Source organism: Specibacter sp. NPDC078709 (assembly GCF_040686795.1).
Taxonomy (GTDB): domain Bacteria; phylum Actinomycetota; class Actinomycetes; order Actinomycetales; family Micrococcaceae; genus Specibacter.
The window spans coordinates 315,650-339,924 of sequence record NZ_JBFBLU010000001.1 but is presented as its reverse complement, the minus strand read 5'-3'; the positions used below and the strand labels follow the sequence as shown (position 1 = coordinate 339,924).

Genomic DNA, 24,275 nt, shown 5'->3' with positions numbered 1-24,275 from the left:
CTTTCCGGGTCCACCGCTGGAGGGTTGACCGCAACGGCGAACAGTTCCTCCCCGAACGCCGTCATGGGGACGGTGGTGCTGGCCCCAGCAACACCCTAACCTAAAGAATCTCTGCAAGGCTGGAGGCCCCGCTCTTAGAACGGGGCCTCCAGCCTTGCCCTCATTCTGGACAAGTCCTGCTTAGATTCACGCGTGGAGGCGGCTTCTTCAGCGTGTGCAAAAACTATCCGGCGCCACTACCGGTAGAGTTTCGGGAAATAGCCGCAGCCTGCCCCGGGCAGTAATTACAGGGCAGGCAATGTGGACTCCACAGCCGTCTTTGAGGAACGCTGCATGCCTGAAATCCCCGGTCAGAGATCGTTGGTCTTTGAGTTTGACAGTATCCAGCAACGGCAGATGTGGCACCGGCACGGCCTTGGCGCATCGCCTCCAAGGGCTGACGCTAAAAACCTCACGGAAGAATTTTCCGGCCTGTTGCGGGTCGCCGACGTGTTAGCGGTTGAAATTCTGGTGACGGATTCGCAATTGTTGGACGGGGCCCTGTTTTTACACCACGGACCCGTGGGCGTACGGAAGCTTATGGCACGCAGCCCCGCGGAGCTGCCCGGAATTGTGGTGCTGGGCCGGGATGGGAATCTGGCCGAATGCCTACGCAAGATGTTGTTGGGACGGGACCCTGACGCCACAACATTGGCAAAGTTTGACTCCTCCACCTTGTCCGCGATCGGTGAGGATGCCGCAAAGATAGCGGAAGTGCTCCCAACCCGCGACAAGAAGCGGCTCGCAGACTGCGACGTTGCAGACATTGCCACAGTGGTTGCCGCAGAACTCCAGGGTGCATTGCATGGCAACAGCGAGGTTGTGGAACCCACTGGGGTGTTCGCGGAGTTGGCACGGCAGTGGGACGCTTGGTTCAAGGCTGCAGAGGACAAATTCTTTGACGTGCAGCCGTGGTCCGGAGCAATATTTGATATGGATTGGGCGCGGACCAAAAGGCCGGTACCCGACGAAATTCGGCTATTGAGCCAGGACGATGCAGCGCTGAACGAATCCCTGGACGTGTTGAAAGCCCACAACGGGCGGAGCACAGTCATGGCCCACCTCAATGATCCAGCTATCCCGCTATCAACACGCAACGTGGAGCAGCTTTGGGAATGGTGGAACAGCTTGTACTTCGATGCCATGGCCAAGCAGCATGGCTGCAGCTGGCTCCGGCTCACGGCAGACCAGGCGGAAGCTGCCGTCCAGGAATCTGGTGGGGGAGGAGGGCATAAACCCATTCAGTTTGAAGGTGAACTGTTGGGCGTGCTCAGCGCCATGCCTCCCACCGTGTATGCGTCAGCCAGGCATGCCTCACGCAAAGCCAGAGACAGGTGGCACCGCCATGCCAGTCAAGAGCACTCCAATGGCTTGGCCTACGCCATTACCAAGTTCAATGAGCCCATTGACTTGGTGGAGGCTCGTAGTTCACTGATCCGGCAGGCCGCGCTCATCCTCGGAGCGGCCATCCTCGGCGGCTTGGCCAGCATCTTCATCTCCGCCACCGCCGGTTGGGCCGCCGTGGTCAGCCTTGCCGTGGTGGTTATTTTGGCCACCCCAATAGCTGAATTCAGGGAACTGCACGCCATGCGGGGAAAGAAAATGAAAGCCTTTATTAATTACGCCGGAGCACACAATGCCTGAGTCTAAACCCCAGCGGGAGGAAGTCTGGAGCTCGCACGGCACTCCAGAGCTCAAAGTCCTGACGCAAAATGTTGACCACAACGGCCGCCAATGGCTGCAGCACATAGTCCAGGCCGACGGCGGAAACGCGGGGGTGGTTGTCGTTGCCACGCTCGGAGGCAAGTTTCTCATGGTGGAGCACTACCGCCCCGTCACCGGAACCACACTGCTTGAATTCCCCCGCGGATTTGGGGCTCCTCCCGATCCACGTCTGAGCGCCGAGGAGCAAAGCTGTGCGAACGGTTCACGAGAGCTTGCAGAAGAGACCGGCATAATCAGCCTCTCGGCCAGGTTCCTGGGCCACGTCTGGGCGGACAGCGGCCTGCTGGGAAACCGGATTGCCGTTGTGGCGGTGGAGGCTGCCACGCAGGATTCAACCCAAGCCGTGGACGGGGAAACCGACTCTCACCACTGGTTGAGCGCAAAGGAACTAACAGCAGAAATCAACACGGGGCGAATGTGCGACGGAATCAGCCTGGCCGCCTATTCGCTGTGGTGTGCAAAGCCGGCCGAACGCCCTGAGGAACCAATCGGGGTAAGCCCCGCCTTTGATGCCCCCAACACCGATAGATGCGACAATTAGGTGAGCTGGACGTGACGTATTGTCTTTCGTCTAGCGTGGGCCGATAGCCGGCCCGCTGCACTATTGCCAAGGAGCGCACAACTGGTGACTGGAAAAGCCGATCATGGCCATGCCCTTCCGTTGACGGATACGGAAGTTTTGCGCATCCGCAATGACTTCCCCATCCTGGAGCAGGAAGTCAACGGCAAGCCGCTGGTCTATCTGGACTCGGGTGCCACCTCGCAAAACCCGCTCAGTGTCATGGAAGCGGAGCAGGAATACTACGAGCAGCGCAACTCGGCCGTGCACCGCGGAGCCCACACCTTGGCCGTGGCAGCCACGGATGTTTTTGAAGACGCTCGGGAGACGGTTGCCGCATTCATCGGGGCAAAGAGCAACGAGCTGGTCTGGACGGCCAACGCCACAGCTGGCCTGAACCTGATCGCCTACTCCTTCGGCAACGCCAGCATCGGCAAGGTCTCGGAGCACGCCAAGCAGTTCGCCCTCACCGCAGGGGATGAGGTGCTGGTCACCGAGATGGAACACCACGCCAACCTGATTCCCTGGCAGGAGTTGTGCCGCCGCACGGGCGCCACCTTGCGCTTCATTCCCATTCACGACGACGGCACCCTGGACATGGACGCCGCCGCGGCGCTCATCACCGAGCGCACCAAGGTCCTGGCCTTCACCCATGTTTCCAACGTCACCGGTGTCATCAACCCGGTGGCCGAACTGGTGAACTTGGCGCACACCGTTGGCGCGCTGGTGGTTCTGGACGCCTGCCAATCGGCCCCGCACCTACCCCTTGACGTCAAGGCACTGGACGTTGACTTTGCCGTGTTCTCCGGCCACAAGATGCTGGCCCCCACCGGCATTGGTGGTGTGTACGGCCGCGCCGCGCTGCTGGACGCCATGCCGCCGTTCCTGACCGGCGGCTCCATGATCACCACCGTCACCATGGAAGAGGCCGGTTACTTGCCAGCTCCTCAGCGTTTTGAGGCTGGCACCCAGCCCATCTCGCAGGCTGCGGCCCTCGCTGCCGCCTGCAATTACCTGAGCGAGACGGGCATGGACCGGATCCATGCGTGGGAAGCCGAACTTGGCCAGCGTTTGGTGAGGGGGCTGGAAGGGATCGAAGGCATCAGAGTCTTGGGTCCGGCGTCGGGCATTCCGCGGGCTGGCCTGGCCGCCTTTGAGGTGGCTGGCGTGCACGCGCACGACGTCGGACAGTTCCTTGACGCTGCCGGCATCGCCGTTCGCGTGGGTCACCATTGCGCCCAGCCGCTGCACCGCCGCTTGGGCTTGAACTCTTCCACTCGGGCGAGCACCTATTTGTACAACACGACTGCCGAAGTTGATGCGTTCTTGGCTGCGGTGGCCGGGGTGCGTAGCTACTTTGGCGTGGAAGGTGCGTCATTGTGAGCGCGTTGGATTCGCTGTATCAGCAGATCATTTTGGAAGAGTCCAAGACCCGGCGCGGCGGTGACCTGCGTAACGATCAGTTGGACGGGCAGCATTTGCCGGCCAATGTGGGCCAGTGTCACCAGCTGAATCCGGTGTGTGGGGATGAGATCACGCTGCGGATTGAGACAGAAGGGAATGAGGTCTCCGGCATTCACTGGGCGGGGGATGGGTGCTCTATTTCGATGGCGTCGGCCTCCATCCTCAGCGATATGGTGGTGGGTCTGAACCGTGCCGAGGTGGCCGCGCTGATTGAGAATTTCCGTGAGGTCATGCGTTCTCGCGGAAAGGTTGTGGCGGACGAGGAGATCCTAGGCGATGCTGCAGCGTTGTCTGGGGTGTCGAAGTTCCCGGCAAGGGTTAAGTGCGCCATGCTCGCCTGGGTTGCTGCCGAGGATGCGATGAACCAGACGCGCTAGCTAGGCACATTCCCTTAGCGTATGACTCGGGCGTTGTGCAGGATTTGACGCCGGCGCAGTGCCCAGATGAACAGCACCAGTATGGCCCCTATGAATGCTCCGAAGGTGTTGGCGACGATGTCGCTCCACGCCGGAAACCGTTGGGGCAAGAAAATGCCTTGAGCCAGTTCGACCGCGCCGGAAACTGCCGCAGCAATGATTACTGAGAGCCACCACCATGGACGATGCAGGCGCAGTGTCAGCATGATCCCGAAGGGAATAAACAGCGCGATGTTGGCCGCAAATTCAATCTGCCGGTAGCCGATGAACCACTGGGGTAAGCCGTGACTGTGTAGCCACATGATGACGTGGTTGAGGGCGCCGTCAATAGGTCTGTCCACTGGTGACGGCCAAAACAAGATGGCCACCAGTGTGGCAAAGTAGACGATTGCCAGAACGACGGCGATCTTGTGGCTGGTGGTTCTCACAACGGTCAGTCTAAACGGGAAACTACTGCTCGTCTGTGCCCTGTTGGTAGACATCAGGGATACCGTCACCATCGTCATCGCGATTCTCGATGACGGCCAGCTTCCTGTAGTGCTTATTCCTCAAGCGAAGCACCACAGTGGCCAACAGTGCCGCGGTCAAGGAGCCAGCCAGAATGGCGACCTTTGCGTGGCTGTAGTGCGGGCTGTCGTCACCAAAGCTGAGTTCGCTGATCAGCAAGGAGACTGTGAAGCCGACACCCGCCAGGAGTGCAAGCCCCACAACATCGATCCAAGCCAGCCCGTCAGCGAGCTTGGCCTTGGTGGTCTTGGTAACGAGCCAGGTAGCGCCAAGAACTCCTATGAACTTGCCGAAAATCAAGGCCACGACAATGCCCACTGCCACGGTATCTGTGAACGCAGACTTCAGCCCGGCGATCCCACCCAAAGCAACACCAGCGGAGAAGAAAGCAAAGAGGGGCACTGCAAGACCGGCAGAAATGGGACGCATGAGGTGTTCAAAGTGTTCGGCCATTCCCGGACCAGCATCGGGCCCTCCCCGCTTTGCTGAGCGGATCACAGGGACAGTGAAACCGAGGAGTACGCCTGCGACCGTGGCGTGGACGCCCGACGCGTGAATCAAAGCCCAGGTGGCAAACGCCAAGGGGATCAGCAGATACCAGGACCTGATCCGTTTCTGAACCAGCCAGGTGAACGCGAGCAAGGGCAGGATTGCCAAAGCTAGGAACCCAAAGTTCATCTCGCCGGGGTAGAAGACGGCGATGATAGCGATGGCGATGAGATCGTCAACGACGGCAAGTGTCAGTAGGAAGGTGCGCAATGCGGTTGGTAGATGGGTGCTGATCACGGCCAGAACAGCCAAGGCGAAGGCTATATCAGTGGCTGTGGGAATGGCCCAGCCTTTGAGGACTTCCGGGCCAGCAGTCCAGTTGACGGCTACAAAGAAAAGCGCCGGGATAATCACACCACCCACCGCTGCGGTGATGGGGACGATTGCCCGCGCCGGATTGCGCAGATCGCCTGCCACAAATTCACGTTTGAGTTCCAGACCGGCAACGAAGAAGAAGATGGCCAGAAGGCCGTCAGAGGCCCAGCCGCCCAGACTCAGGTTGAGATGGAGGGCCTCGGGGCCGATCTTGAAGTCGCGGAGGTTGAAGTAGCTTTCCGCGATGGGTGAGTTTGCCCAGACGAGGGCGATCACCGTTGCCGCTAGAAGCAGAGCACCGCCCACGGTTTCGGAGCGGAGAATATTGTTGATGCGCACAAATTCGGGGTAGCTTCCGCGACCAAAAATGCGGGGTGTTGAGTTGGAGCTCATGGGCTGGATGGCCCTTTCGGTGGTGCAAAAGCGCCGACGCAATACATACTGCGACAAACTGCGCGGGCTTTTGGGGTTAGCAATGGCATTGCCGACCAGACTTCCCGGCGCACCTGATCACTAGTTTACAGCTTTGCTGGGTGGTATCCGACGGTACCCATAACAACATGATTGTTGAGCGGACCGTGGTGCCCTAGGTGAATGATCACTAGCCCATTGGCCAGAGAACTTAGCTGATTGGGGTCGAAAGTTTAGCCGTTTCGAAGTTGGTCTTCGTGTCGCTTATGGGTTTGGAAGAAAGGACTGCCTAATGGGGGCATGATTCTTTTCGAATAGGAACTCTTCATGAAAAAAGTTATGAAGGCAGCTGTAGCTGCTGGAGCCGCAGGTGCATTGCTTCTTGGGGGAGTCGGGACCTTGGCATTGTGGAACGCTGACGCAAACGTCAACGCGGGGACGGTCACAACGGGTCATCTGACAATGACAACTGACGCCGCAGAGGGAGTCTGGACCGAGACGAGCGAGGGGGTGGAGCCAGAAAGCGCTGCATTTAATCCCCTCACGGACCGAATGGTTCCCGGTGACGTCCTCACGTTCAAGCAGAATGTGATTATCGGTGCATCCGGCAAGAACTTGAAAGCGTTGCTCAGCGAAACCGGTCTGACTGGTGGGACAGTTCTTCCTGCCGAGGTGACAGTTGCTCTTGCCGTGGATGATTCGGACGCTGGCGTGTCGCAGGACGAGGATACCGGCGTGATTACTTTCGGCGCGGCAGCTGAATACACCGTTCCGGTGACGGTGACGGTGACTTTCTCAGACTCTGCCGTGGGTACCATGAACACCGCCGTTGATCTCGGTGCTCTGACCTTGACGTTGAACCAGGTCCGCTAACCGACGACGCCTTAGTCCTACATGCGCAAGATCCTCGTCACCGCCCTTGCTGCGGCCGTGTTTGTGGTGCTGTTTGCCAGCGCCCAAGGCACGGCCGCGCTTTGGCGTGCCGAGGCGCAGCTAGAACCGGGCGCCATCACGACGGGGACTTTGTCCCTAGCTGCGGGTGACGGTGTCACAAACGAACAAAACTTTGGGTTTTCTTCCCTCAACACTTCTGTCCTGGCGCCGGGAGGATTCGTCCAGGCACCTCTGACCATTAGCAACACCGGAACCACAGCGTTGACTTACACCCTGGCTGGGGCGCACTCGGTGACCACAGCGCCAAGTGCGGCGGATACGGAACTGGCTGGCGCCGTCGTCCTATCCATCCATGGCACAGCGGAAGCTGCGGTTTGTACGGCGGATTCCCCAAGTGCTGGGGTGGAGCTGTACCAAGGGTCATTGTCGGCTGGTGCAGCATTTGCTCAAGGCAGAGAACTGGCGCCAGACGCTACAGAAACACTGTGTGTGCGTGTCGCGTTGCCGGAGAAAGTGGAACCGATAGCGGCTGGTGGCTCCATCGAACTGCAACTGGGCTGGCGAGGTGACCAGCTGTGAGCACCGGCGTTGAGCAACCCCTCGAAACAAAGCCGGCGAAGGGCCGCAGAGCTGAACGCGTGGAGAAGACCGGCCCCTTGTGGTGGTTCGGACAAATCGCATCATGGTTTCTGCTGCTCACAATCCTTGCCATTGCCGCCGTCATGATTGTCATTCCGCGGATCGGCGGGGCCACTGCCTACACGGTGTTAACCGGGTCCATGGAGCCGGGCATGCCGCCGGGCAGCCTAGCCGTGGTGCGACCCGTGGACCCGACCACGCTGCGCACCGGCGATGTCATCACGTATCAACTGAAGTCGGGTGAACCCGCCGTCGTGACCCACCGTGTGGTGGGTGTGGGGCACACACTTGACGGAGAACTGAGGCTCACGGCCCGCGGGGACGCCAACACGGCCAACGACCCGCCCATTCAGGCTGAGCAGATCCGGGGCAGTCTTTGGTACAAGGCGCCTCTGCTGGGTTACCTCAATTCGGCGCTGAGCGGCTCGCAACGTCAGTGGCTGACCATCGCCGCGGTGGCAGGGCTGCTGGGTTACTCCGCATTTATGGCCGCCAGCGCCCTGCGTGATCGACTCGGAAGGAACCCGAAATCATGACCTTACTCATCGCTCAGCATCATGGAACGGGACGCAGGGCTGTCTTGGCTGTTGTAGTCGTTGCAGTCTTAAGTACGACGGCGGCACCCGCCTTTGCGCTGGCGGATCCACCCTCCGAAGTGGCTCAGGGGGCGCCTGCCGGGCTGTCTCCGGACAGGGGCAGCTCAGCGGTCCGGCTTGCCTACAGCGCTGACGGTGTGGGCTTTTCACAGACTGTTCCCGCAATCTTTGAAAACACCCCCAAGCTCGTGCCGGGTGAAAGCGTCGAGGAAAAACTGTGGGTGCGCAACGACTACGACGTCGCCGTGGACGTCGTGGTTGGCGCGCCCGTCCTTACCGCCGGCGGACCAGGCGCTGCGGAGCAACATGTTTCCGTCCCAGTGGGACAGGCGCCTGTTGAGGTGGAGCCGTCCACCGTTGTGACTTTGGACCCGGGCGCCAGCGGAACCGTACTCGTCCGGCTGACGTTGCCGGAAACAGCGGGCAATACCAGCCAGGGTCAGGCTTGGCCGGTCAATTTGCAGGTCAACATCAGTGAAGCTGCATCCTCACCGGAAGCTGCGACACAGCATGTAGAACTCGGTCATACGGGTGGCATGACTGGGATCTGGCCGCTGTCCGTTGCCGCAATCCTCGCCGGGGTGGGTGCGTACGCCGGTGCCCGCCGGCGCAACCGCCACCCCGTGACCGCCGTTCATGAAGGAACTGGATCATTTGAAAGCAGTGGATCATGAAGACCCGGCGGAGTACGGATGCCGTGAGAGGGGCCCGTAGCGGCAATCAGGTGAAGGCGCTGCTGTCATTGGGGCTCCTGGCCGGTTTTGGGGCAGTGTCTACTTTGGCTTCCTGGACCGGGGGAGCCACCGCAACGTCCACGATTGGTGCTGGCACGGTCGCTATCGGGGTGGGTGCCACGGGGCCGACAGTAGAGGAACGCTATACGTTCGATATGGGGACGAACTGGTATCCCGGTTTGAGCAAGACCACCATGATCACGGTAAAAAATACTGGAACATTGGCGGCACGGTACAAGGTCTCCGGGGCGATTGCGGACGAAAACGGTGAGGGCTGGGGTGCGGCCATGGCTGTGCAAATTGCCAACGGTGCCAGTTGTGAAGAGGGTGTGCTCTTGCAGAAGGATGCAGGCTCGGAATTTGATGAGCCGACTACTCAGGCGTCGTTAGCAGCTGGCGAAGCGCAGACACTGTGTGAGGAATATTCACTGCTCACCAATGCACCCACCACGCTCCAGGGAAAGTCGACCACCATCACCCTGAGGTTCACGGCAACCGTGGGGGTGTCGTCCTGACATGAAATCTCCCATGGCGGCCCAAAAGACGGTGCTGGAACGGTGGCTGCTCAATGTAGGCGCCGTACTTGGTGCGCTCTGCTTGGTATTGGCTGCAGCATCTGTGGTGTTTGGCATCAAGCCGTTGATCTTTTCATCCGGCTCCATGGGGCCAGCGATCCCCACCGGCTCTTTGGCGCTGGCTGTTCCGGCAGCTGCTGCCGAGGTCGCCCTTGGGGATGTGGTGTCGGTGGTAACCTCCGACGGCGTCCGCGTCACCCACCGAGTTGTTGCCAACGATCCCGCGACTGGACTGGCTCTGAAGGGTGACGCCAACCCTATCGCGGACCTGCAGCCCTATACCGGAGCAAACGTTGACCGGGTGGTTTTCAGCATCCCAGGGATGGGGTACGTGGCGAGCTGGCTCTCGTCGCCCTGGCTATTTGGGCTGGGTGGATTGCTCTGTGCCTACCTGATATACGTAGCGTTCTTCAGGCGTGACGCCGTCCCCGGAACAGAATCTGCGGACGGCGAGCCAGTCTCTAGTGTGACCAAGCCGCGGACCCGGCGTCGGACTTGGCTGGGGATTGGCGCCATGATGACGGTGCTGGCCTTGGTGGTTCCGCTGGGTCTGTCTGCGAAAGTGGAATCCACGCAGGCGGCGTGGACAGGGAGTGCAGTTGCCAGTTCGGGTGTGACAGCGTCAAAGATGCCTCCTGCGGGCGCGCTGAGCTGCCAGAAGGCCGCGAGTGGCAACCGATCAGTGACCGTCAAATGGCAGGCTCCGAGCAACGCTCCTGTGGCAGCGGACCTCTACCGGATCGAGGTGACGGCGGGAGGTCAGAGCAAAGACGTTACTGTGCCTGCAAGTACAACGTCGCAGGTATTGTCTTTGGATGACCCGAATGGACTTTTGGGAGGCCTCGTGGCCGCGCTGGGAAACCTTTTGGACTTCCTGTTGGGTGCGCCTAAACCCGTGGGCGTGAGCGTTGTGGCGATTTATCCAGGGGGCTGGGAATCCGGGGCTGTGCTAAATGGTGACATTGCCAAGATGGCGCCGTATCTTCTGGTATCGGCGAAGATTGAATGCACTCAGTAAGAGTCAGCAACAAGGAGACTTGGGAGGGCGGTATTTCTCCGCTATCTCTTCTTGTTGGCACGCTCGACGCGCCAATCCGATTGCGAGATGTGCACGGCCGGGCCGTTGCGGGGCGAACTCGAAGGTGAATTTGGGATCTCATCCCGACCGGAGAACCTAGAAACCGGAGCCACTGCAAGCGTTGCCAGCGAAACGTCACCAACGACACTCTAAAGTTCGCCTCCAATTCCGCCCCGCGGGCCTTCTGGAGGAGGCTAAGTCATCAACACATTGACGGGCATCGTGCCAATCACTGAAGGCATAGAAGCTGCACTGTGCTAGCCCGGCCGGTGAAATGCACAATGGCCCCGGTGGCGGCTCCTGTCATTCGCAGGTGCCACCACTGAGGCCACTCTTGTGTTTCACGGCACCCGGGTGGGCCGGGCGCCGTCGTGCTTGGAAGAATCAGCTGTGGCTGTTCAGCCATTCCTGCGCCAGCGTGGCCTGCAGGTTCAGTGCCCGCCCAATAACCGGCTCGGCGGCGGAGGCGATCTTCGCGCCCAAGAACGGCACGCTGGACTTGACCTCACCGGTCAGCTCAACCACTGTCGACTCGCCCGAGACCACCAGCTTCTGCACGGCCGAAACATCCACGGGCGCCTTGGCCACGGTCAACTTGATGGTGTTGGTGCGTGAACCGTCGGCTGCCGGGGCGCTCCAGGACTCATCCTGGGTCACCGTCAGGGTTGCGCCGAGCACCTTCTTGGCAATGTCGGGCATGCGCGTGGTGGGCAGGGTGCGCACCGTCTGGGTGGTGAACGCGCCGGTGGTGGCCCCGTTGATGGTGAAGGACTGCAGCTCGCCCCCCACGGTTTCGCTGACATGCTTGATGAAATCTTCGTTGGCAAAGACATCTGTCACGCTCTGGGCGGTGGCAGTAAGAGTTGTTGAGGCGGCAAGCGCCATGGTTCCTCCAAGATAAGGGGGTGTTTGGGGCAGTTCCTAGGATAGCAAGGCAGCGGGCGAGTAAGCTGGACAAGGTCCCGGAGTCGCACGCAGATTCTGGGCTTTCGTGCTGTCTTCAGCGCGCACAACAACGTATTTTTGCGGTTTCTGCCGTCAAGCACCAAGGAGAAAACCACCCATGAGTCTTGCAGGGTTGCGAACAGCGCTTTTAGAAGATCCACTGTTCGCCCGGGTGCGCAGCTACGCCGCCGCCAAACCGGCCACCCGCAGCACCGACGTGGCCTTTAGCGCACCCGCAGGCATGCGCGCGGTGCTCCTGGCTGAGATCGCCGATGGTTTGTCCGCCAGCCTCGCCACTTCCGCTGACCGACCGGGCGTTGTCCTCGCCGTCACCGCCACGGGCCGCGAGGCCGAAGACACTGTGGCCGCTCTGCGCTCCTACCTGCCCGACGCGGCAGTGGCAGAGTTCCCCAGTTGGGAGACACTCCCACACGAACGCCTCTCACCGCGTTCGGACACCGTGGGCCGTCGCCTCTCCGTGCTGCGCCGACTGGCTCATCCCGAGCACGACGCCGGAGATCACCTTCGTGTGATCGTGGCACCCATCCGTGCGGTGGTCCAGCCACTGGTGGCTGGCTTGGGCGAGTTGGTGCCAGTGCGGGTGAAAGTCGGAGAGGAAATCCCCTTCGCCCAACTCATCAAGTCGCTCTCGGATGCGGCATATGCGCGCGTGGATATGGTCACCCACCGTGGTGAATTCGCCGTGCGCGGTGGCATCATCGATGTCTTCCCGCCCACCGATAACCACCCGATCCGTGTAGAATTCTTCGGCGACGAGGTTGATTCCATGCGGTGGTTCAGCATCGCCGATCAGCGCACACTCACATCCGTCAAGGGCTCGGTCAGCCACCCGGACGAACTCTACGCACCCCCCTGCAGGGAAATCCTCATTACCCCAACGGTGATGGGCCGGGCCGCAAAGCTCAAAGACGCCATGCCTGGCGCGGCGGCAATGTTGGAAAAGATTGCCGGCGGCATTGCTGTGGAGGGTATGGAATCCCTGGCGCCAGCCCTCGTTGACGGCATGGTGCCGCTGGCCTCCTTGTTGCCTGCCGCATCCATCGCCGTGGTGCTGGATCCCGAAAAAGTCAGCGCCAGGGCGCACGATCTGGAATCCACCAACGAAGAGTTTTTGGAAGCCGCCTGGTCCACAGCGTCCGACGGCGGCAACGCCCCGCTCGATCTGTCTCAGGCCAGCGGTGGAGCCGCCGGGGTGGATCTGGCCTCGGCTGGGTTTAAGTCATTGGCGCAAACTCGCGAGACGGCCCTCGAGTATGGGATTGGCTGGTGGGCTCTGAGTTCTTTGGCTCAGGATGAAGAACTGGAGCCGTCCACCGACGTGCTGAACCTGCACGCCCGGGAACCTCGGGGCTACCGGGGCGATGTGGCAGAGATGATGGAGTTCATCGGCTCCCGCGTCAAGGACCAGTGGCGGATTGTCGTAGCCACCCAGGGCCCCGGCCCGGCCCAACGCCTGGCTGAGCTGTTCCACGAAGCCAACATCCCGGCGTCGCGCGTGGACTCACTGGATGCGCCGCCGCAGCCGGGCATCATCGAGGTGACCACGGCAGATACCGGGCGCGGCTTTGTCCTCGACTCGCTCAAACTGGGGCTGCTCACCGAAGCGGATCTCTTGGGGCGAGCCTCTGCCGTCTCCACCCGCGACATGCGCAAGATGCCTTCGAAGCGGCGCAACGCCGTGGACCCCCTGCAGCTTGCAGCCGGGGACTTTGTGGTTCACGAGCAGCACGGTGTGGGTAAATTTGTGGAGCTCATCCAGCGCAAGGTGGCTGGTGCCGGCGTAGGCGGGGCTGCCGGCCTGCGCGAATACCTGGTGCTCGAATATGCGCCGTCCAAGCGTGGGGCTCCGGGAGACCGGCTATTTGTGCCCACCGATCAGCTGGATCAAGTGACCGCGTATGTGGGTGGGGACGCCCCGGCGCTCTCAAAGATGGGTGGCTCCGACTGGGCTGCCACCAAGTCCAAGGCTCGCAAGGCCGTCAAGGAAATTGCTGGAGAACTGATCCGGCTGTACTCAGCGCGTATGGCATCGAAGGGCCATGCCTTCGGGCCAGATACCCCCTGGCAGGCCGAGCTGGAAGAAGCCTTCCCGTACGTTGAGACTCCGGATCAGCTGGTGGCCATCAACGAGGTCAAGGCTGACATGGAGAAGGAAGTCCCCATGGACCGGTTGATCTCCGGCGATGTGGGCTACGGCAAGACTGAAATTGCTGTGCGAGCTGCCTTCAAGGCGGTGCAGGACGGCAAGCAAGTTGCCGTTTTGGTGCCCACCACGCTGCTGGCGCAACAGCACTACGAAACGTTCAACGAGCGTTTCTCCGGTTTCCCGATTCGGGTGAAGCCGCTGTCGCGCTTCCAAACTGCCAAGGAATCCAAAGAGATCACGGAGGGCGTGCGCACTGGATCGGTGGACGTTGTCATCGGCACGCACCGCCTGCTCTCCAAGGACTTCGCCTTCAAGGACCTTGGCTTGGTCATTGTCGATGAGGAGCAGCGTTTTGGTGTGGAGCACAAGGAGGCTCTGAAGAAGATGCGCACCAACGTGGATGTCCTCGCAATGAGCGCCACACCCATTCCGCGAACCTTGGAAATGTCCATGACCGGCATCCGAGAAACCTCCACGCTGGCCACCCCTCCCGAAGAACGTCACCCCGTGCTGACGTACGTCGGTGCACATAGTGATAAGCAGGTGGGTGCTGCCATCCGCCGCGAGCTCATGCGCGAGGGCCAGGTGTTTTATGTGCACAACCGGGTTAAATCAATTGAGCGCACCGCCGCCCACATCCAACAGCTGGTGCCCGACGCCCGTGTGGCCGTGGCACACGGGCAGATGTCCGAGTCCCGGCTGGAGCAGATCATCGTGGACTTCTGGGAGAAGCGCTTCGATGTGCTGGTGTGCACGACCATCATTGAGACCGGCCTAGACATCTCCAACGCCAACACGCTGATTGTGGAGCAGGCCAACAACTATGGGCTGTCCCAGCTCCACCAGTTGCGTGGGCGTGTGGGACGTGGACGTGAGCGGGCCTACGCATACTTCCTCTACCCGGCAGATAAGCCGCTGGGTGAAGTTGCGCTGGAACGACTCAAGGCCGTAGCCGCACACAACGAGCTCGGCGCCGGAATGGCGTTGGCCATGAAGGACCTTGAAATCCGTGGCGCCGGTAACTTGCTGGGTGGGGAACAGTCAGGCCACATCCAAGGTGTTGGCTTTGACCTCTACATCCGTCTGGTGGGCGAGGCTGTGGCCGACTTCCGCGGCGACGGTGAAGAGCGGGCCGCCGAGATGAAGATTGAACTGCCCGTCAACGCCCACCTGCCGCACGACTACGTGCCGGGGGAGCGGCTGCGCCTTGAGGCCTACCGGAAGCTGGCCGCTGCTGTCACTGTTGAAGCCATTGCCGAGGTAGAGGCTGAACTTATTGACCGGTACGGAGAGCTGCCGCCGGCGGCCGTGAACCTGCTGGCTGTGGCCAACTTCAAGGTACTGGCCCGGGCGGCAGGGCTGACGGACGTTGCTCTGCAAGGCAACTTCATCAAGTTTGCTCCTGCTGAACTGCCAGAATCCAAGGAGATGCGTCTGAACCGCATGTACCCGGGGTCCATGGCAAAGCCTGCGCTGAACGCGATTCTGATTCCGAAGCCGAAGACTGCACGGATTGGTGGCCGCGATCTGGCCGATGCTGAAGTGCTCAAGTGGGCCCAGGGCGTGCTTGAAGCGATCTTCGAGACGACACCGGAAACGGTGGCAGCGAAGTAACGTGCTGCTTCGGAGCCTGCCAGCAGCGCTATGCTCCGGACTGGAAGTGGGTCTGGCGCATCTTGATCACTGGCGCCAGACCCAGCATGAGTCCGGCGCATAAAAAACGGCTAGGCGGCTTCGAACCGAAGCTCGCGGAGGGAATCGAGCGCGGCATCGCCTATGTGGTGCAGCTGAACCAATGCAGCGTGAGCTGTTGCAGGGTCCCCGGCTTGGGCTACCGCCAGGATCTGTGCTCCTGAGGCCTCCAATTGTGCGGCGCCCACCATCGCGGCGGAGACTTGGATGCTTCCGGCAGCGTCACGTGCTTGCTCATGGTTTCCCGCCGCGACAGCCTCTTCAAGCCGCGCCATCCGGCGCGGCCACATCATCGCGAAGGCATTGGCGAAGTTGGAGGCCAGTTGTGTGCTGCCCAGATCGGTGGCCAGCTGCGCCAGCGCAGCACGGTCAAGGACAGGCAAACCGCCAACATCGAAGATGCCGGCAAGGGCGGGAGTATTTCTGCCATCCATGTTTCTGGCAGTCTTAGCCCACGCATTGCGCCCGGTCACCAAACGAGCCATGGCACGGGGATAGTACAAGTACGTGGCGTAAAGATACATCAGGGCACCGATCCCCAAGAAGATGCCGCCAAATCCGCGGCCTTCCTCTCGTGTCTTGCCGCGGTAGAGGACTCCCCAGCTGGCATAGGGGATAAACAAAAATACCGCAGCAACAGCAATCTGGGCCAGTACATCGGCGCCGGTGGTGAGACCAAAACGCCCGTCAATGACGGCCAAGTACGTAAGGACTGGTACCAGCGCCAAGTTGATCATCATAATCAGCGGCTGGGCCATGAAGTAGTGGATTTCTAGCGCACCCGAAAATTTCAGGGCCTTGGCACGCCGTAGTTCCGGCAACAAGGATGCACACTCCATATTGCCCTGGGCCCAACGGGTCCGTTGGGTCAGTAAGCGCTGTGTGAACGGGAGCGCCTCCTGAGAAACATGACCCTCCGGGACGTAATGATTACGCCACCCCAAACCCAAGATGCGCAAACCCAATTCATAATCCTCAGCGAGCTTATTGCCCCACGGTTTGCCATATTTCTCGGCCACCTGATCCAGTACCGACATGCGGGTGAACTGTCCGTTGCCACCCATGCCCACAGTGCCGGTGCGTACGCGCAGCGCTTGCATGGCCGAATTGGTGGCACGGAACTCCAGATCCTGCATCCGGATCAAGTATCTCGCCACCACATTCGCAAACATCCCGCGTTCCGGCAGTGGACGGCGGTCATCACGGTTCTTCATCCAGACTTCCAGTTGAGCCGCCCCCACCGTAGGATCGCCAAATGACTCGGGACCCGATAGAAACTTCAGCGCATCATCGGAGAGATATCCATCGGCGTCGAGGATTCCGATGACTGTCTGAGCTCGGCGCGTGCGCTCATTTCCCACGAAGTCAGAGACCACCGAAAAGGCATAGTTCAAGGCCTCGCCCTTTCCAATTCTGGCCTCGGGGCGAACCCGAGAAATCAGATGCACCTTGTCATCAAACGCCATGGCCCGGGTGACCACGGCGGCTGTGCAGTCCTCGCTGGCGTCGTCAATGACCCAGACATGGGCAAAAGGAAAGCTGGTGCGGGCCGAGGAAATAGTTGCCGCCACAACGTTTTCCTCATCCCTGCACGGGATAAGAAAATGCCACTCGAGCGATTCCGGGTCGCCGGTGCTGTTGGGGCGTCTGCGCCAATAACCGTAGTAGAGCATGGAGATATACGTGAGCGCACACGAGGCCGTCAAGGTTACCGCCAGCAGTGCAGTATCCCGCCAAAAGTTCTCGCCGAAGTTACCGAACAATCCGGAACTGCAGAAAACTACAAAGGCTGCCGCGCCGTAGAGCAACGCCAGAATCACCATGATCACTGAATCGGCAAGACCTCGGACAGGGGGTGAAGCTGGTGGCACAGGGCAGTCCTAGGGATCGTCAGAGGGCGAAGGTATTTATCACTATACTGGGCAAATGCTGGACTTCATGGGGAAAAACGCACTGGTGATTGAAGACGATGATGACATTAGAGGCCTGCTGGAAATAGTGCTGGGGCAAATGGGATTTACCGTGACTGCGGTGGATACCGGCACTGCAGGACTCAGCAGCGCGCAAGCCCTCAGCCCGGACTTGGTGACCTTGGATGTTGGACTGCCAGATGTCGATGGTGTGAGCGTGCTGAGGGAACTTCGCACCTTCCACGAAGGCACTGTGGTCATGCTGAGCGCTCGCGGCCAGCAGGGTGACATTGATTCGGCCATGGCTGCTGGAGCAAGCGGCTATCTTCTGAAGCCGTTCCGACCGGCATCGCTGAAACAAGAACTCGTGGCCATCCTTGCCAGCTGATCTGTCCGCCGATCGCACGGCCACCTTGGAGCCCCTTAGCTGGCGTGGAACGGTGGAGAGAGAATTCTTTGGCTTGCCTCGGGTCCATAGAGCGCTGCTGAGTCAGGCACCTCTGACAATCACGACGCTGGTCGTTGTCATCTTCTTGGCGCTGATTGATCCGGCCTTGATAACAAATTTGCTGTTTGTTCTGGGCTTGTCCGGGGTGTTTCTGCTGGTGGGGGTAGCGGCACTGCTGCGCTGGAAAGTTCTGCCTGACTGGTTCATCTGGGTGATCCCGTTGGCCGATTTCATTGCCATTGGGGCCATGGTGCACGGCGCCAACCAATCGTTGAGTGGGCTTTCGCTGCTATCAGTCTTTCCGGTCTTGTGGTTGGCGTGGTCGGATATGCCGCCAAAATTCACCCGGATCATAGCCTTTGTTGGTCCTTTGACCATTGCGTGGGCACCCTTCCTGTTCGGCGGGGTTGAACCCAGCCGTGCTGGCCTGATCAAACCATTACTGATTCCTATCATTATGTTGGGTCTGGCTACTGCCGCCACCGTTGTCACCAAGAGTCTTCAAGTGCAAGCCGAACGCTTGAGCGCAGCAACGGGCGAGGCTCAGCTGCGGGCCAGCCAGCTGGACAGCATCATCAACGTGGCTGAGGTTGGCGTAGTTGTTGTCGACGGAGGAGGCCACGACCTTCTCATGAACAAATACCAACAGGCCATCCATTCCCTGGCTCTGCCTGCTGCGAAGGCCGATTCAGCGGAGGCTGAACTGCTTGTTTTTGGTCCTGACCGGTTAACGCGTGTCCCGTCTGAGGAGAGGCCCGTCCGACGCGCGGTCAACGGTGAGGAATACTCGGGGGAACTGTACTGGATTGGGTCGGGAACCGGACAGCGGGCAATGTCTACTTCGGCTCGCCAGATTGTGGATGAGTGTGGGGCCCGCCGAGGGGCAGTTGTGGTGTTCCACGACGTAAGCGAGGTGATGGAGGCGGTGGCTGCGCAGGAGGACTTTGTGGCCAGTGTTTCCCACGAGTTGCGGACCCCGCTCACCTCTATTCTGGGGTACCTAGAGTTGGTGCTCGATGATCTTGACGACGACGTTGCCGCCAGCTATCTCAAGATAGTCTCGCGGAATGCTGAACGGCTACTGAGACTGGTCAACGACCTGTTGGGATCTGCACGTGAGGCTATGACGCTCACCCCGCAGATGGGTGACTTGCAAGCCATCCTGGTCTCGGCGGTAGACGCGGCTCGACACCGCGCTGAACAGCGGAACGTGAGGATTCACCTCGATGTGGAATCGGAAATGCTGGGCAGCTTTGACCGCGGCAGAATCGGGCAAGCGATAGATAATTTGATCTCCAACGCAGTCAAATTCGCCTCCAGCCCCGGCATTGTCGAGGTCGTCGGAAAGTCCACAGCCACCGGGTTGAGCGTGTCGGTGCGTGACGATGGGATCGGAATAAGCCCCGAGGAACAAATGAGCCTGTTCACCCGCTTTTACCGCACTGAGTCAGCTCGTCAAGCTGCAGTTCCTGGCGTGGGGTTGGGTCTAGCCATCACGAAGACCATTGCGGACGCTCATGGCGGGACCGTGACAGTGGCGAGCACCGTGGGCGAAGGCAGCACGTTCAGGCTGAGTATTCCACGCTGAGGATTGGGAGGGCTAACTCTCAGCGCTGGCGGACGCGGGGACAACCATGAGAGGTGAGGTGACCGGCGTCGTGCTTGTTAAACAACTGAACCGCAGCACGGGCTTTCGCCAGTTGCTGCGGTTCAGTGAGCGTACGCCCAGCATGAGCATTTACGTGGGGGTGAAAGTCGCCCCTCCTACTCGGTTCTTAGCGAAAGCACTTAGGCGTTCTGCGCCCTCGGCGCCCCCATTCCTGGGTTGATCTGATGTGGACCACTCGCCGACGGGCGGACGTCGAAGTCGAACATTGCGGTGGGCAGGTACACCGTTGAACAGGAGTTCGGGATGTCAACGACGCCGGAGAGCCGGCCCTCAATGGGAGCTGCACCGAGGAGCAGATAGGCCTGCTCCGGAGCGTAGCCAAACTTCGACAGGTAGTCGATGGCGTGAAGACATGCCCGCTGATACGACAGATGCGAATCCAGGTAGCGCTGCTCACCGTCCAAAGTGACTGACGTGCCGGAGAAAGCGATCCATTCGCTGAACTGTGGCTCGACTCGCCCTGGCATGAAGATGGCATTCTCGGAGACACCGTACGTGTCCATACCGCCGCGAATGATGTCCACACGCAAATCGATGAAACCACCCATCTCGATGGCGCCGCAGAATGTGATTTCGCCGTCACCCTGGGAGAAGTGCAAGTCACCCAGGGACAGGTTCGCGCCGTCAACAAATACAGGATAGAAGATCCGGGTCCCCTTGGACAGGTTCTTGATGTCCTGATTTCCACCGTTTTCACGCGGTGGTGCTGTACGAGCGGCCTCGGAGCCAACCCTGCCCCATTCGCTGGCCGGCACACCGCCCAATACGGCGTGCTCTGCCTCCGGCGGGAGAGCCAGCGGCGGGACACGGAGCGGATCGGTGGCGATGAGGTCACCCTCGCGTTTGTTCCATTTGGCCAAAAGTGCTGCCGACGGGGCGGTACCCATGAGTCCAGGGTGGATGAGGCCCTCGAAGGAGACCTCCGGTACGTGCCGCGACGTTGCGACTTGACCGGTGAAATCCCAAATTGCCTTGTACGCATCCGGGAACTGGTCGGTGAGGAATCCGCCACCATTGTTTCTGGAGAAAATGCCGGTGTAACCCCAGCCCTGCCCAGCCAAAGGCCCGCTGTCCTCCTGCGGGATGGGGCCGACATCCAGGATGTCAACGATCAGCAGATCCCCCGGCCTGGCACCCTCGACGGCGAATGGCCCCGAGAGCTTGTGCACCGTCAACAGGGGCGCATCAAGAATGTCCTGGGCGGAGTCGTCATTCTTGATGGCGCCATCAAACCACTCACGACAATCCACGCGGAACACGTCGCCAGGCTTGACCGTGGCTACCGGCGGTATCTCAGGGTGCCAACGGTTATGGCCTAGCTTTTCCTGATCCTCGAACTTCTTGGTCGAATCGAGCGGAAATATCACTTCAGGCATGGTACTTCTCCTTCTTATCGATGCAGTACGTAGTGGGAATCTGCGTCCTTTCAGGGGCGCGGAAGTTTTTGGTGCAAGGGGTTGTGCGAGTAGCGCGTTGCCCGCTTTGTTGCAGGGGAAAGCCCGGTCACCACCTCGGGGCTGTGTGCACTTCGTTTGGTTGAGTCAATAAGCTTGAATTCAGCCGAGTTGGCGATCGACAGCCTAGGTGAGCTCATCCGACGTCGAGCCTGTTGGGAACATTTGGGGCACGCCGTGGATTCGGGGGCTGCTGCCATGGTGAACGCGGCTTCAAAAACAGTTCCTTCTGGACATTGGAAGTCGTACAACGGCATGAACTATCCTCTCTGACAGGACCGGACGCTAGGCGTTTTGAGTTACTGTGCTGGTTTCATTTGGTTTGTGGCTGGTGCGACGAGAAAGTGCGTAGGATGCAACGAGGGCAAAGACTCCGACCACCGCCAAGGTGATGGCCTCGCGTGGACCGGTGGTGTAATTTCCGCTCAGCAGCAGGAGCGCCGGGATGGTGCCGGTGATGTGGGCGACGATGATGGTGAACCAGCCTGTGAAATCGTTCAGCGAGTCTTTTCCCAGCCCCAGGAGCAGGAAGAAGAGCGTCCATAGTATGGCCCAAATGAACCAAATGACGCCGAAGAGGGGGTCATTAATCGCAGTGAATTGCAGGACCCCGAAGACCACCGCAACGACGGCCACAAAAAGAGAAAACCAGCCCAATCCTTCGCCTGGAAGGTTGAAAATCTGGTTAATGCCTACATATAGATATGTGAAGCCAAATAAATACAGGCCCGAAGCGCCGAAGATGGCTGCTGGGTCACCGTTTGCTTGGGACAAGATGATCGTGGGAAACACGATCTGCATAACGCCCACGAATAAATTAAAGACAGCGGCGGACTTGCCAGGGATTTTTCCCAAGAGCATGAGCCCATTTATGAACAGAACTGCACCGACATAGAGTAAACCAACATTACCCACCGGGATGTCCTTCCGACGCTGTTGCGGCATGACGAATAGGGAGGAGAGGCAGTGAAATGACTCCGATTACGGGGCCCTGACGCATACACTATCGCCGATTTTGTGCAACTACAAGAGCTGATTCAGCAAACTGAAGTACAAATATGACGTGGCGTGCATTGAGTGCAGCGTACGTGTGCTAAGAGCGAATGTTGGCTTTCGCTGCAGCGGATCTTAAACAAGTGACCCGCAGCAAGTGGCTTTCGCCAATTACTGCGGGTCAGATGTTTGCTACTTGGTCTCGACGAGCTCTGGTCTCGACAGGCTCGACCGCCGGGGTCTCGGTGTTACTCGCCTGCGGAGTCTGAACGGCCCATGATGGTCACGGGAACGAAGATGGCCAGTGAGCACAGGCCGATGCCAAGGCCGGCCGGCACAAACGCGTGTGCGAAGCTCTCAAGGCTCCAGTACGAGAAAGCAAAGATTCCGCCAAGGAACAAGGCAAAGAAAATGACGAACAAGACGACGGACTGCACAGTGCTGTTCTCGCCGCGGTAAGCGTTGTTGGACACGGTTTCTCCTTCCCCCTAAGAGGGGAGCTGAGTGGATGCACCGAAGAGCCGGCGCGTTGATCTACCCACGATCTTAGTACGGATTAATAGGAAGAGGCGCCCGCGCCGCCGGTGACGATGGCAATACCTGAGCTGGTGCCGATCCGGGTGGCTCCGGCCTGGATCATTTCCAGAGCTTTTTCTCGGGTTCGGACCCCGCCAGAGGCCTTCACCCCGATATCCGGGCCCACGGTTTCGCGCATCAACGCAACGTCCTGGGCCGTGGCACCGCCGCCGTTGAAGCCTGTGGAGGTCTTGACGAAATCGGCACCGGCTTCGACAGCGGCCTGGCAGGCGAGAATCTTCTCGCCATCGCTGAGCAGTGAGGTTTCAATGATGACCTTCAGCAGCGAATCAGCTTCATGGACTACCTCGGCCACAGCAGAAATATCGCTGACGAGGGCGTCCCGATCCAGTGCGCGGGCGGAGGCGATGTTGATGACCATATCGATCTCATCGGCGCCGTCCATGGTGGCACCGCGGGCCTCGAATACCTTGACATCGGTGTTGTGTGTGCCGAGGGGGAAGCCCACCACGGTACAGGTCAGTACGCCCGTGCCGAGCAGTGCCTTTTTCGCGGCTTCGACCCAGACCGGGTTGACGCACACGGACTTGAAATGATGTTCGGCGGCTTCTTTGCACAACCGCAGGATGTCATCGCGGCTGGCCTCGGGCGCTAAGAGGGTGTGGTCAATGTAACGGGCGAGTTCATCGCCGGCTTGGCCTGCCGCGAAGGGGCTGGTGGATGTCATGGTGCGTACCTTCCGACGTGTTGATGTGTATCACCATGGTGCCACAGGAACTGGTCAGCGCAATCGGTAGCCGCGCTTGAGGACGGTTTCCACAATGCTGGGATCAGGCAGTCCCGCACGCAGCCGGCTAATGGTCATATGCAGGGAGTGTTCGGCATCACCGAGACCCAGCGTGCTGCTGAGTTCCGCCTGCGATTTGATGGCCCGGTCACCGGTCATCAACGCCTTCAATAACTGCAGAGGTGCCGGTGGCAGCGACACCGGAACGCCATCGACGCGCAGCGACTGACCGCGCACCTCCAACACCGTGCCGCAACTCTCGGCGCGCAGCACCCCTGTCTGTTCCAGATGCTCGCACACCAACCGGATCAGGGCGCCCATCCGAAACCGTTCCGGGACAAGTGGCGTGATTCCGGCAGCCAGCAGAGGTGCTGCCGTAACCGGACCCACTACGGCACTGATCACCGCGCCCAAGCCTGCGCCCAAGCCTGCGCCCAAGCCACCAACTTCGGTACCGTCACCTCGAAGTGCATTGCGGAATGCGGAGCCGCGGCCCAGCGCATCGGCGGTGCTCAGTACCGCGTCGACGGCCGGGGCGCTGGTAAACGTCAGGACATCGATCTCCTTGTTGATCACGGATTCAATGAGCTGCGGCAACTTGTCTCCGTCCTCAGCATTGATCCAGCGGTACGGGGTGACAGTCAGCACCGTGGCCCCTGCCTTGCGCAGCCGGGAGAGCGCCGCGACATCTGTGTAGCCGTGGACCTGGACTGCCACGGTTTTGCCGTTGACCCCGGTGGAAATGACCAGATCGGTCAACGTGGCTGTGGTTTCATCGGCGCTAATGCCATCGTCATCGAGTCCGGCGGCCCGGACCGCGCCGCGGGCTTTAGGACCACGGACATAAATGGCGGAGGTAGCCAGGGTGGCCAACAGTTGTTCACCCTGCCCGGCAGCATCGGCCGCCTCAGCCCAGCGACGCATCCCGTACGCCGTAGTGACCATGACAATGTCCGGGGCTGCGGCAATCACCGCAGCTGTTTCGGCGAGCAGGGCGGCATCGTCCTGGACCGGGGCAATCTTCAGCGCAGGAGCGTGCTGTACCTGGGCGCCGCGGCGTTCCAGCGCGTCTATCAAGTCTGCGGCCCTGCGGTGCGCGGTGACCCCAATCCGGAAACCTCGCAGTGGTTGCTCCAGCTGGACGGAAGGGGGCTGTGGTGTCTCGCTCATGG

23 protein-coding genes are annotated in these 24,275 nt (G+C 60.2%); 13 read left to right on the top strand and 10 right to left on the bottom strand.

The window, feature by feature from the left end; translation table 11 throughout:
- The first annotated feature begins 333 nt into the window (after positions 1 to 333).
- The 4 genes from AB0P14_RS01500 (at position 334) to sufU (ending at position 4,164) form a co-directional block, all read left to right on the top strand.
- Positions 334 to 1,683: a hypothetical protein gene (locus tag AB0P14_RS01500; RefSeq protein ID WP_363836810.1), complete on the top strand. Its 1,350-nt coding sequence runs from the start codon at positions 334 to 336 to the stop codon at positions 1,681 to 1,683.
- Complete coding sequence (locus tag AB0P14_RS01495; RefSeq protein ID WP_363836808.1) at positions 1,676 to 2,305, top strand: NUDIX hydrolase; 630 nt, start codon at positions 1,676 to 1,678, stop codon at positions 2,303 to 2,305. Before AB0P14_RS01500 ends, AB0P14_RS01495 begins: the two co-directional genes overlap by 8 nt.
- A gap of 84 nt (positions 2,306 to 2,389) precedes the next feature.
- Complete coding sequence (locus AB0P14_RS01490) at positions 2,390 to 3,706, top strand: cysteine desulfurase (protein WP_363836806.1); 1,317 nt, start codon at positions 2,390 to 2,392, stop codon at positions 3,704 to 3,706.
- A complete protein-coding gene (gene sufU, locus AB0P14_RS01485; protein WP_363836804.1) occupies positions 3,703 to 4,164 on the top strand; it encodes a Fe-S cluster assembly sulfur transfer protein SufU in 462 nt (153 codons plus the stop codon). The genes AB0P14_RS01490 and sufU overlap by 4 nt, the downstream gene beginning before the upstream one ends.
- A gap of 14 nt (positions 4,165 to 4,178) precedes the next feature.
- On the opposite strand, the gene AB0P14_RS01480 is transcribed toward sufU, so the two are convergent.
- Together AB0P14_RS01480 and nhaA are read right to left on the bottom strand one after the other, a co-directional pair.
- A complete protein-coding gene (locus AB0P14_RS01480) occupies positions 4,179 to 4,631 on the bottom strand; it encodes a VanZ family protein (protein WP_363836802.1) in 453 nt (150 codons plus the stop codon).
- A 22-nt stretch (positions 4,632 to 4,653) separates the two neighbouring features.
- Complete coding sequence (gene nhaA, locus AB0P14_RS01475) at positions 4,654 to 5,967, bottom strand: Na+/H+ antiporter NhaA (RefSeq protein WP_363836800.1); 1,314 nt, start codon at positions 5,965 to 5,967, stop codon at positions 4,654 to 4,656.
- Positions 5,968 to 6,312: 345 nt separating this feature from the next.
- Here nhaA and AB0P14_RS01470 point away from each other — a divergent pair, with 345 nt between their 5' ends.
- The 6 genes from AB0P14_RS01470 to AB0P14_RS01445 are packed head-to-tail and all read left to right on the top strand — an operon-like array spanning position 6,313 to position 10,441.
- Positions 6,313 to 6,858 carry an alternate-type signal peptide domain-containing protein gene (locus tag AB0P14_RS01470; RefSeq protein ID WP_363836798.1) on the top strand — a complete coding sequence of 182 codons (546 nt, stop codon included), beginning with the start codon at positions 6,313 to 6,315 and terminating at the stop codon, positions 6,856 to 6,858.
- A 21-nt stretch (positions 6,859 to 6,879) separates the two neighbouring features.
- Positions 6,880 to 7,458 carry a hypothetical protein gene (locus AB0P14_RS01465; protein WP_363836796.1) on the top strand — a complete coding sequence of 193 codons (579 nt, stop codon included), beginning with the start codon at positions 6,880 to 6,882 and terminating at the stop codon, positions 7,456 to 7,458.
- The gene (locus tag AB0P14_RS01460; RefSeq protein ID WP_363836794.1) at positions 7,455 to 8,054 is read left to right on the top strand and encodes a signal peptidase I; all 600 of its coding nucleotides are present in this window, start codon (positions 7,455 to 7,457) and stop codon (positions 8,052 to 8,054) included. The genes AB0P14_RS01465 and AB0P14_RS01460 overlap by 4 nt, the downstream gene beginning before the upstream one ends.
- Positions 8,051 to 8,788 (top strand): hypothetical protein, encoded by a 738-nt coding sequence (locus AB0P14_RS01455; protein ID WP_363836792.1) that lies wholly within the window; start codon positions 8,051 to 8,053, stop codon positions 8,786 to 8,788. The genes AB0P14_RS01460 and AB0P14_RS01455 overlap by 4 nt, the downstream gene beginning before the upstream one ends.
- Positions 8,785 to 9,363 (top strand): hypothetical protein, encoded by a 579-nt coding sequence (locus AB0P14_RS01450; protein WP_363836790.1) that lies wholly within the window; start codon positions 8,785 to 8,787, stop codon positions 9,361 to 9,363. The genes AB0P14_RS01455 and AB0P14_RS01450 overlap by 4 nt, the downstream gene beginning before the upstream one ends.
- A 1-nt stretch (position 9,364) precedes the next feature.
- Positions 9,365 to 10,441, top strand: a complete 1,077-nt coding sequence (locus tag AB0P14_RS01445) for a hypothetical protein (RefSeq protein ID WP_363836788.1) — start codon at positions 9,365 to 9,367, stop codon at positions 10,439 to 10,441.
- 444 nt (positions 10,442 to 10,885) lie between these two features.
- Here the strand turns inward: AB0P14_RS01445 and AB0P14_RS01440 are convergent, their stop codons facing one another.
- Complete coding sequence (locus AB0P14_RS01440; protein WP_363836786.1) at positions 10,886 to 11,386, bottom strand: DUF2505 domain-containing protein; 501 nt, start codon at positions 11,384 to 11,386, stop codon at positions 10,886 to 10,888.
- A gap of 178 nt (positions 11,387 to 11,564) precedes the next feature.
- Here AB0P14_RS01440 and mfd point away from each other — a divergent pair, with 178 nt between their 5' ends.
- Positions 11,565 to 15,227: a transcription-repair coupling factor gene (mfd, locus tag AB0P14_RS01435; RefSeq protein WP_363836784.1), complete on the top strand. Its 3,663-nt coding sequence runs from the start codon at positions 11,565 to 11,567 to the stop codon at positions 15,225 to 15,227.
- Between the two features lie 110 nt (positions 15,228 to 15,337).
- Here mfd and AB0P14_RS01430 read toward each other — a convergent pair whose 3' ends face one another.
- Entirely contained in the window at positions 15,338 to 17,176 is a 1,839-nt protein-coding gene (locus tag AB0P14_RS01430; RefSeq protein ID WP_363836782.1) for a glycosyltransferase, read from the bottom strand.
- 55 nt (positions 17,177 to 17,231) lie between these two features.
- Here AB0P14_RS01430 and AB0P14_RS01425 point away from each other — a divergent pair, with 55 nt between their 5' ends.
- Positions 17,232 to 17,603: a response regulator gene (locus AB0P14_RS01425; RefSeq protein WP_363836780.1), complete on the top strand. Its 372-nt coding sequence runs from the start codon at positions 17,232 to 17,234 to the stop codon at positions 17,601 to 17,603.
- Complete coding sequence (locus AB0P14_RS01420; protein ID WP_363836778.1) at positions 17,593 to 19,251, top strand: HAMP domain-containing sensor histidine kinase; 1,659 nt, start codon at positions 17,593 to 17,595, stop codon at positions 19,249 to 19,251. The genes AB0P14_RS01425 and AB0P14_RS01420 overlap by 11 nt, the downstream gene beginning before the upstream one ends.
- 200 nt (positions 19,252 to 19,451) lie before the next feature.
- Here the strand turns inward: AB0P14_RS01420 and fmdA are convergent, their stop codons facing one another.
- The 6 genes from fmdA to AB0P14_RS01390 form a co-directional block, all read right to left on the bottom strand.
- Complete coding sequence (fmdA, locus tag AB0P14_RS01415) at positions 19,452 to 20,708, bottom strand: formamidase (protein WP_363836776.1); 1,257 nt, start codon at positions 20,706 to 20,708, stop codon at positions 19,452 to 19,454.
- A gap of 50 nt (positions 20,709 to 20,758) precedes the next feature.
- Complete coding sequence (locus tag AB0P14_RS01410; RefSeq protein WP_363836774.1) at positions 20,759 to 21,043, bottom strand: zinc ribbon domain-containing protein; 285 nt, start codon at positions 21,041 to 21,043, stop codon at positions 20,759 to 20,761.
- Between the two features lie 28 nt (positions 21,044 to 21,071).
- Complete coding sequence (locus AB0P14_RS01405) at positions 21,072 to 21,731, bottom strand: AmiS/UreI family transporter (RefSeq protein ID WP_363836772.1); 660 nt, start codon at positions 21,729 to 21,731, stop codon at positions 21,072 to 21,074.
- Between the two features lie 296 nt (positions 21,732 to 22,027).
- A complete protein-coding gene (locus tag AB0P14_RS01400; protein WP_363836771.1) occupies positions 22,028 to 22,252 on the bottom strand; it encodes a hypothetical protein in 225 nt (74 codons plus the stop codon).
- Between the two features lie 83 nt (positions 22,253 to 22,335).
- Positions 22,336 to 23,043 (bottom strand): deoxyribose-phosphate aldolase, encoded by a 708-nt coding sequence (gene deoC / locus AB0P14_RS01395; protein WP_363836769.1) that lies wholly within the window; start codon positions 23,041 to 23,043, stop codon positions 22,336 to 22,338.
- Between the two features lie 54 nt (positions 23,044 to 23,097).
- On the bottom strand, positions 23,098 to 24,273 hold the full coding sequence (locus AB0P14_RS01390) for a uroporphyrinogen-III synthase (RefSeq protein WP_363836768.1): 1,176 nt from the start codon (positions 24,271 to 24,273) through the stop codon (positions 23,098 to 23,100).
- Between the last annotated feature and the right edge of the window lie 2 nt (positions 24,274 to 24,275).

Coding starts and splice junctions, on each gene's coding strand:
- AB0P14_RS01500 (WP_363836810.1), top strand. CDS start 334: ATGCCTGAAATCCCCGGTCAGAGATCGTTGGTCTTTGAGTTTGACAGT.
- AB0P14_RS01495 (WP_363836808.1), top strand. CDS start 1,676: ATGCCTGAGTCTAAACCCCAGCGGGAGGAAGTCTGGAGCTCGCACGGC.
- nhaA (WP_363836800.1), bottom strand. CDS start 5,967: ATGAGCTCCAACTCAACACCCCGCATTTTTGGTCGCGGAAGCTACCCC.
- AB0P14_RS01470 (WP_363836798.1), top strand. CDS start 6,313: ATGAAAAAAGTTATGAAGGCAGCTGTAGCTGCTGGAGCCGCAGGTGCA.
- AB0P14_RS01465 (WP_363836796.1), top strand. CDS start 6,880: ATGCGCAAGATCCTCGTCACCGCCCTTGCTGCGGCCGTGTTTGTGGTG.
- AB0P14_RS01455 (WP_363836792.1), top strand. CDS start 8,051: ATGACCTTACTCATCGCTCAGCATCATGGAACGGGACGCAGGGCTGTC.
- AB0P14_RS01450 (WP_363836790.1), top strand. CDS start 8,785: ATGAAGACCCGGCGGAGTACGGATGCCGTGAGAGGGGCCCGTAGCGGC.
- AB0P14_RS01445 (WP_363836788.1), top strand. CDS start 9,365: ATGAAATCTCCCATGGCGGCCCAAAAGACGGTGCTGGAACGGTGGCTG.
- AB0P14_RS01440 (WP_363836786.1), bottom strand. CDS start 11,386: ATGGCGCTTGCCGCCTCAACAACTCTTACTGCCACCGCCCAGAGCGTG.
- mfd (WP_363836784.1), top strand. CDS start 11,565: ATGAGTCTTGCAGGGTTGCGAACAGCGCTTTTAGAAGATCCACTGTTC.
- AB0P14_RS01425 (WP_363836780.1), top strand. CDS start 17,232: ATGCTGGACTTCATGGGGAAAAACGCACTGGTGATTGAAGACGATGAT.
- fmdA (WP_363836776.1), bottom strand. CDS start 20,708: ATGCCTGAAGTGATATTTCCGCTCGATTCGACCAAGAAGTTCGAGGAT.
- AB0P14_RS01410 (WP_363836774.1), bottom strand. CDS start 21,043: ATGCCGTTGTACGACTTCCAATGTCCAGAAGGAACTGTTTTTGAAGCC.
- AB0P14_RS01405 (WP_363836772.1), bottom strand. CDS start 21,731: ATGCCGCAACAGCGTCGGAAGGACATCCCGGTGGGTAATGTTGGTTTA.
- deoC (WP_363836769.1), bottom strand. CDS start 23,043: ATGACATCCACCAGCCCCTTCGCGGCAGGCCAAGCCGGCGATGAACTC.
- AB0P14_RS01390 (WP_363836768.1), bottom strand. CDS start 24,273: ATGAGCGAGACACCACAGCCCCCTTCCGTCCAGCTGGAGCAACCACTG.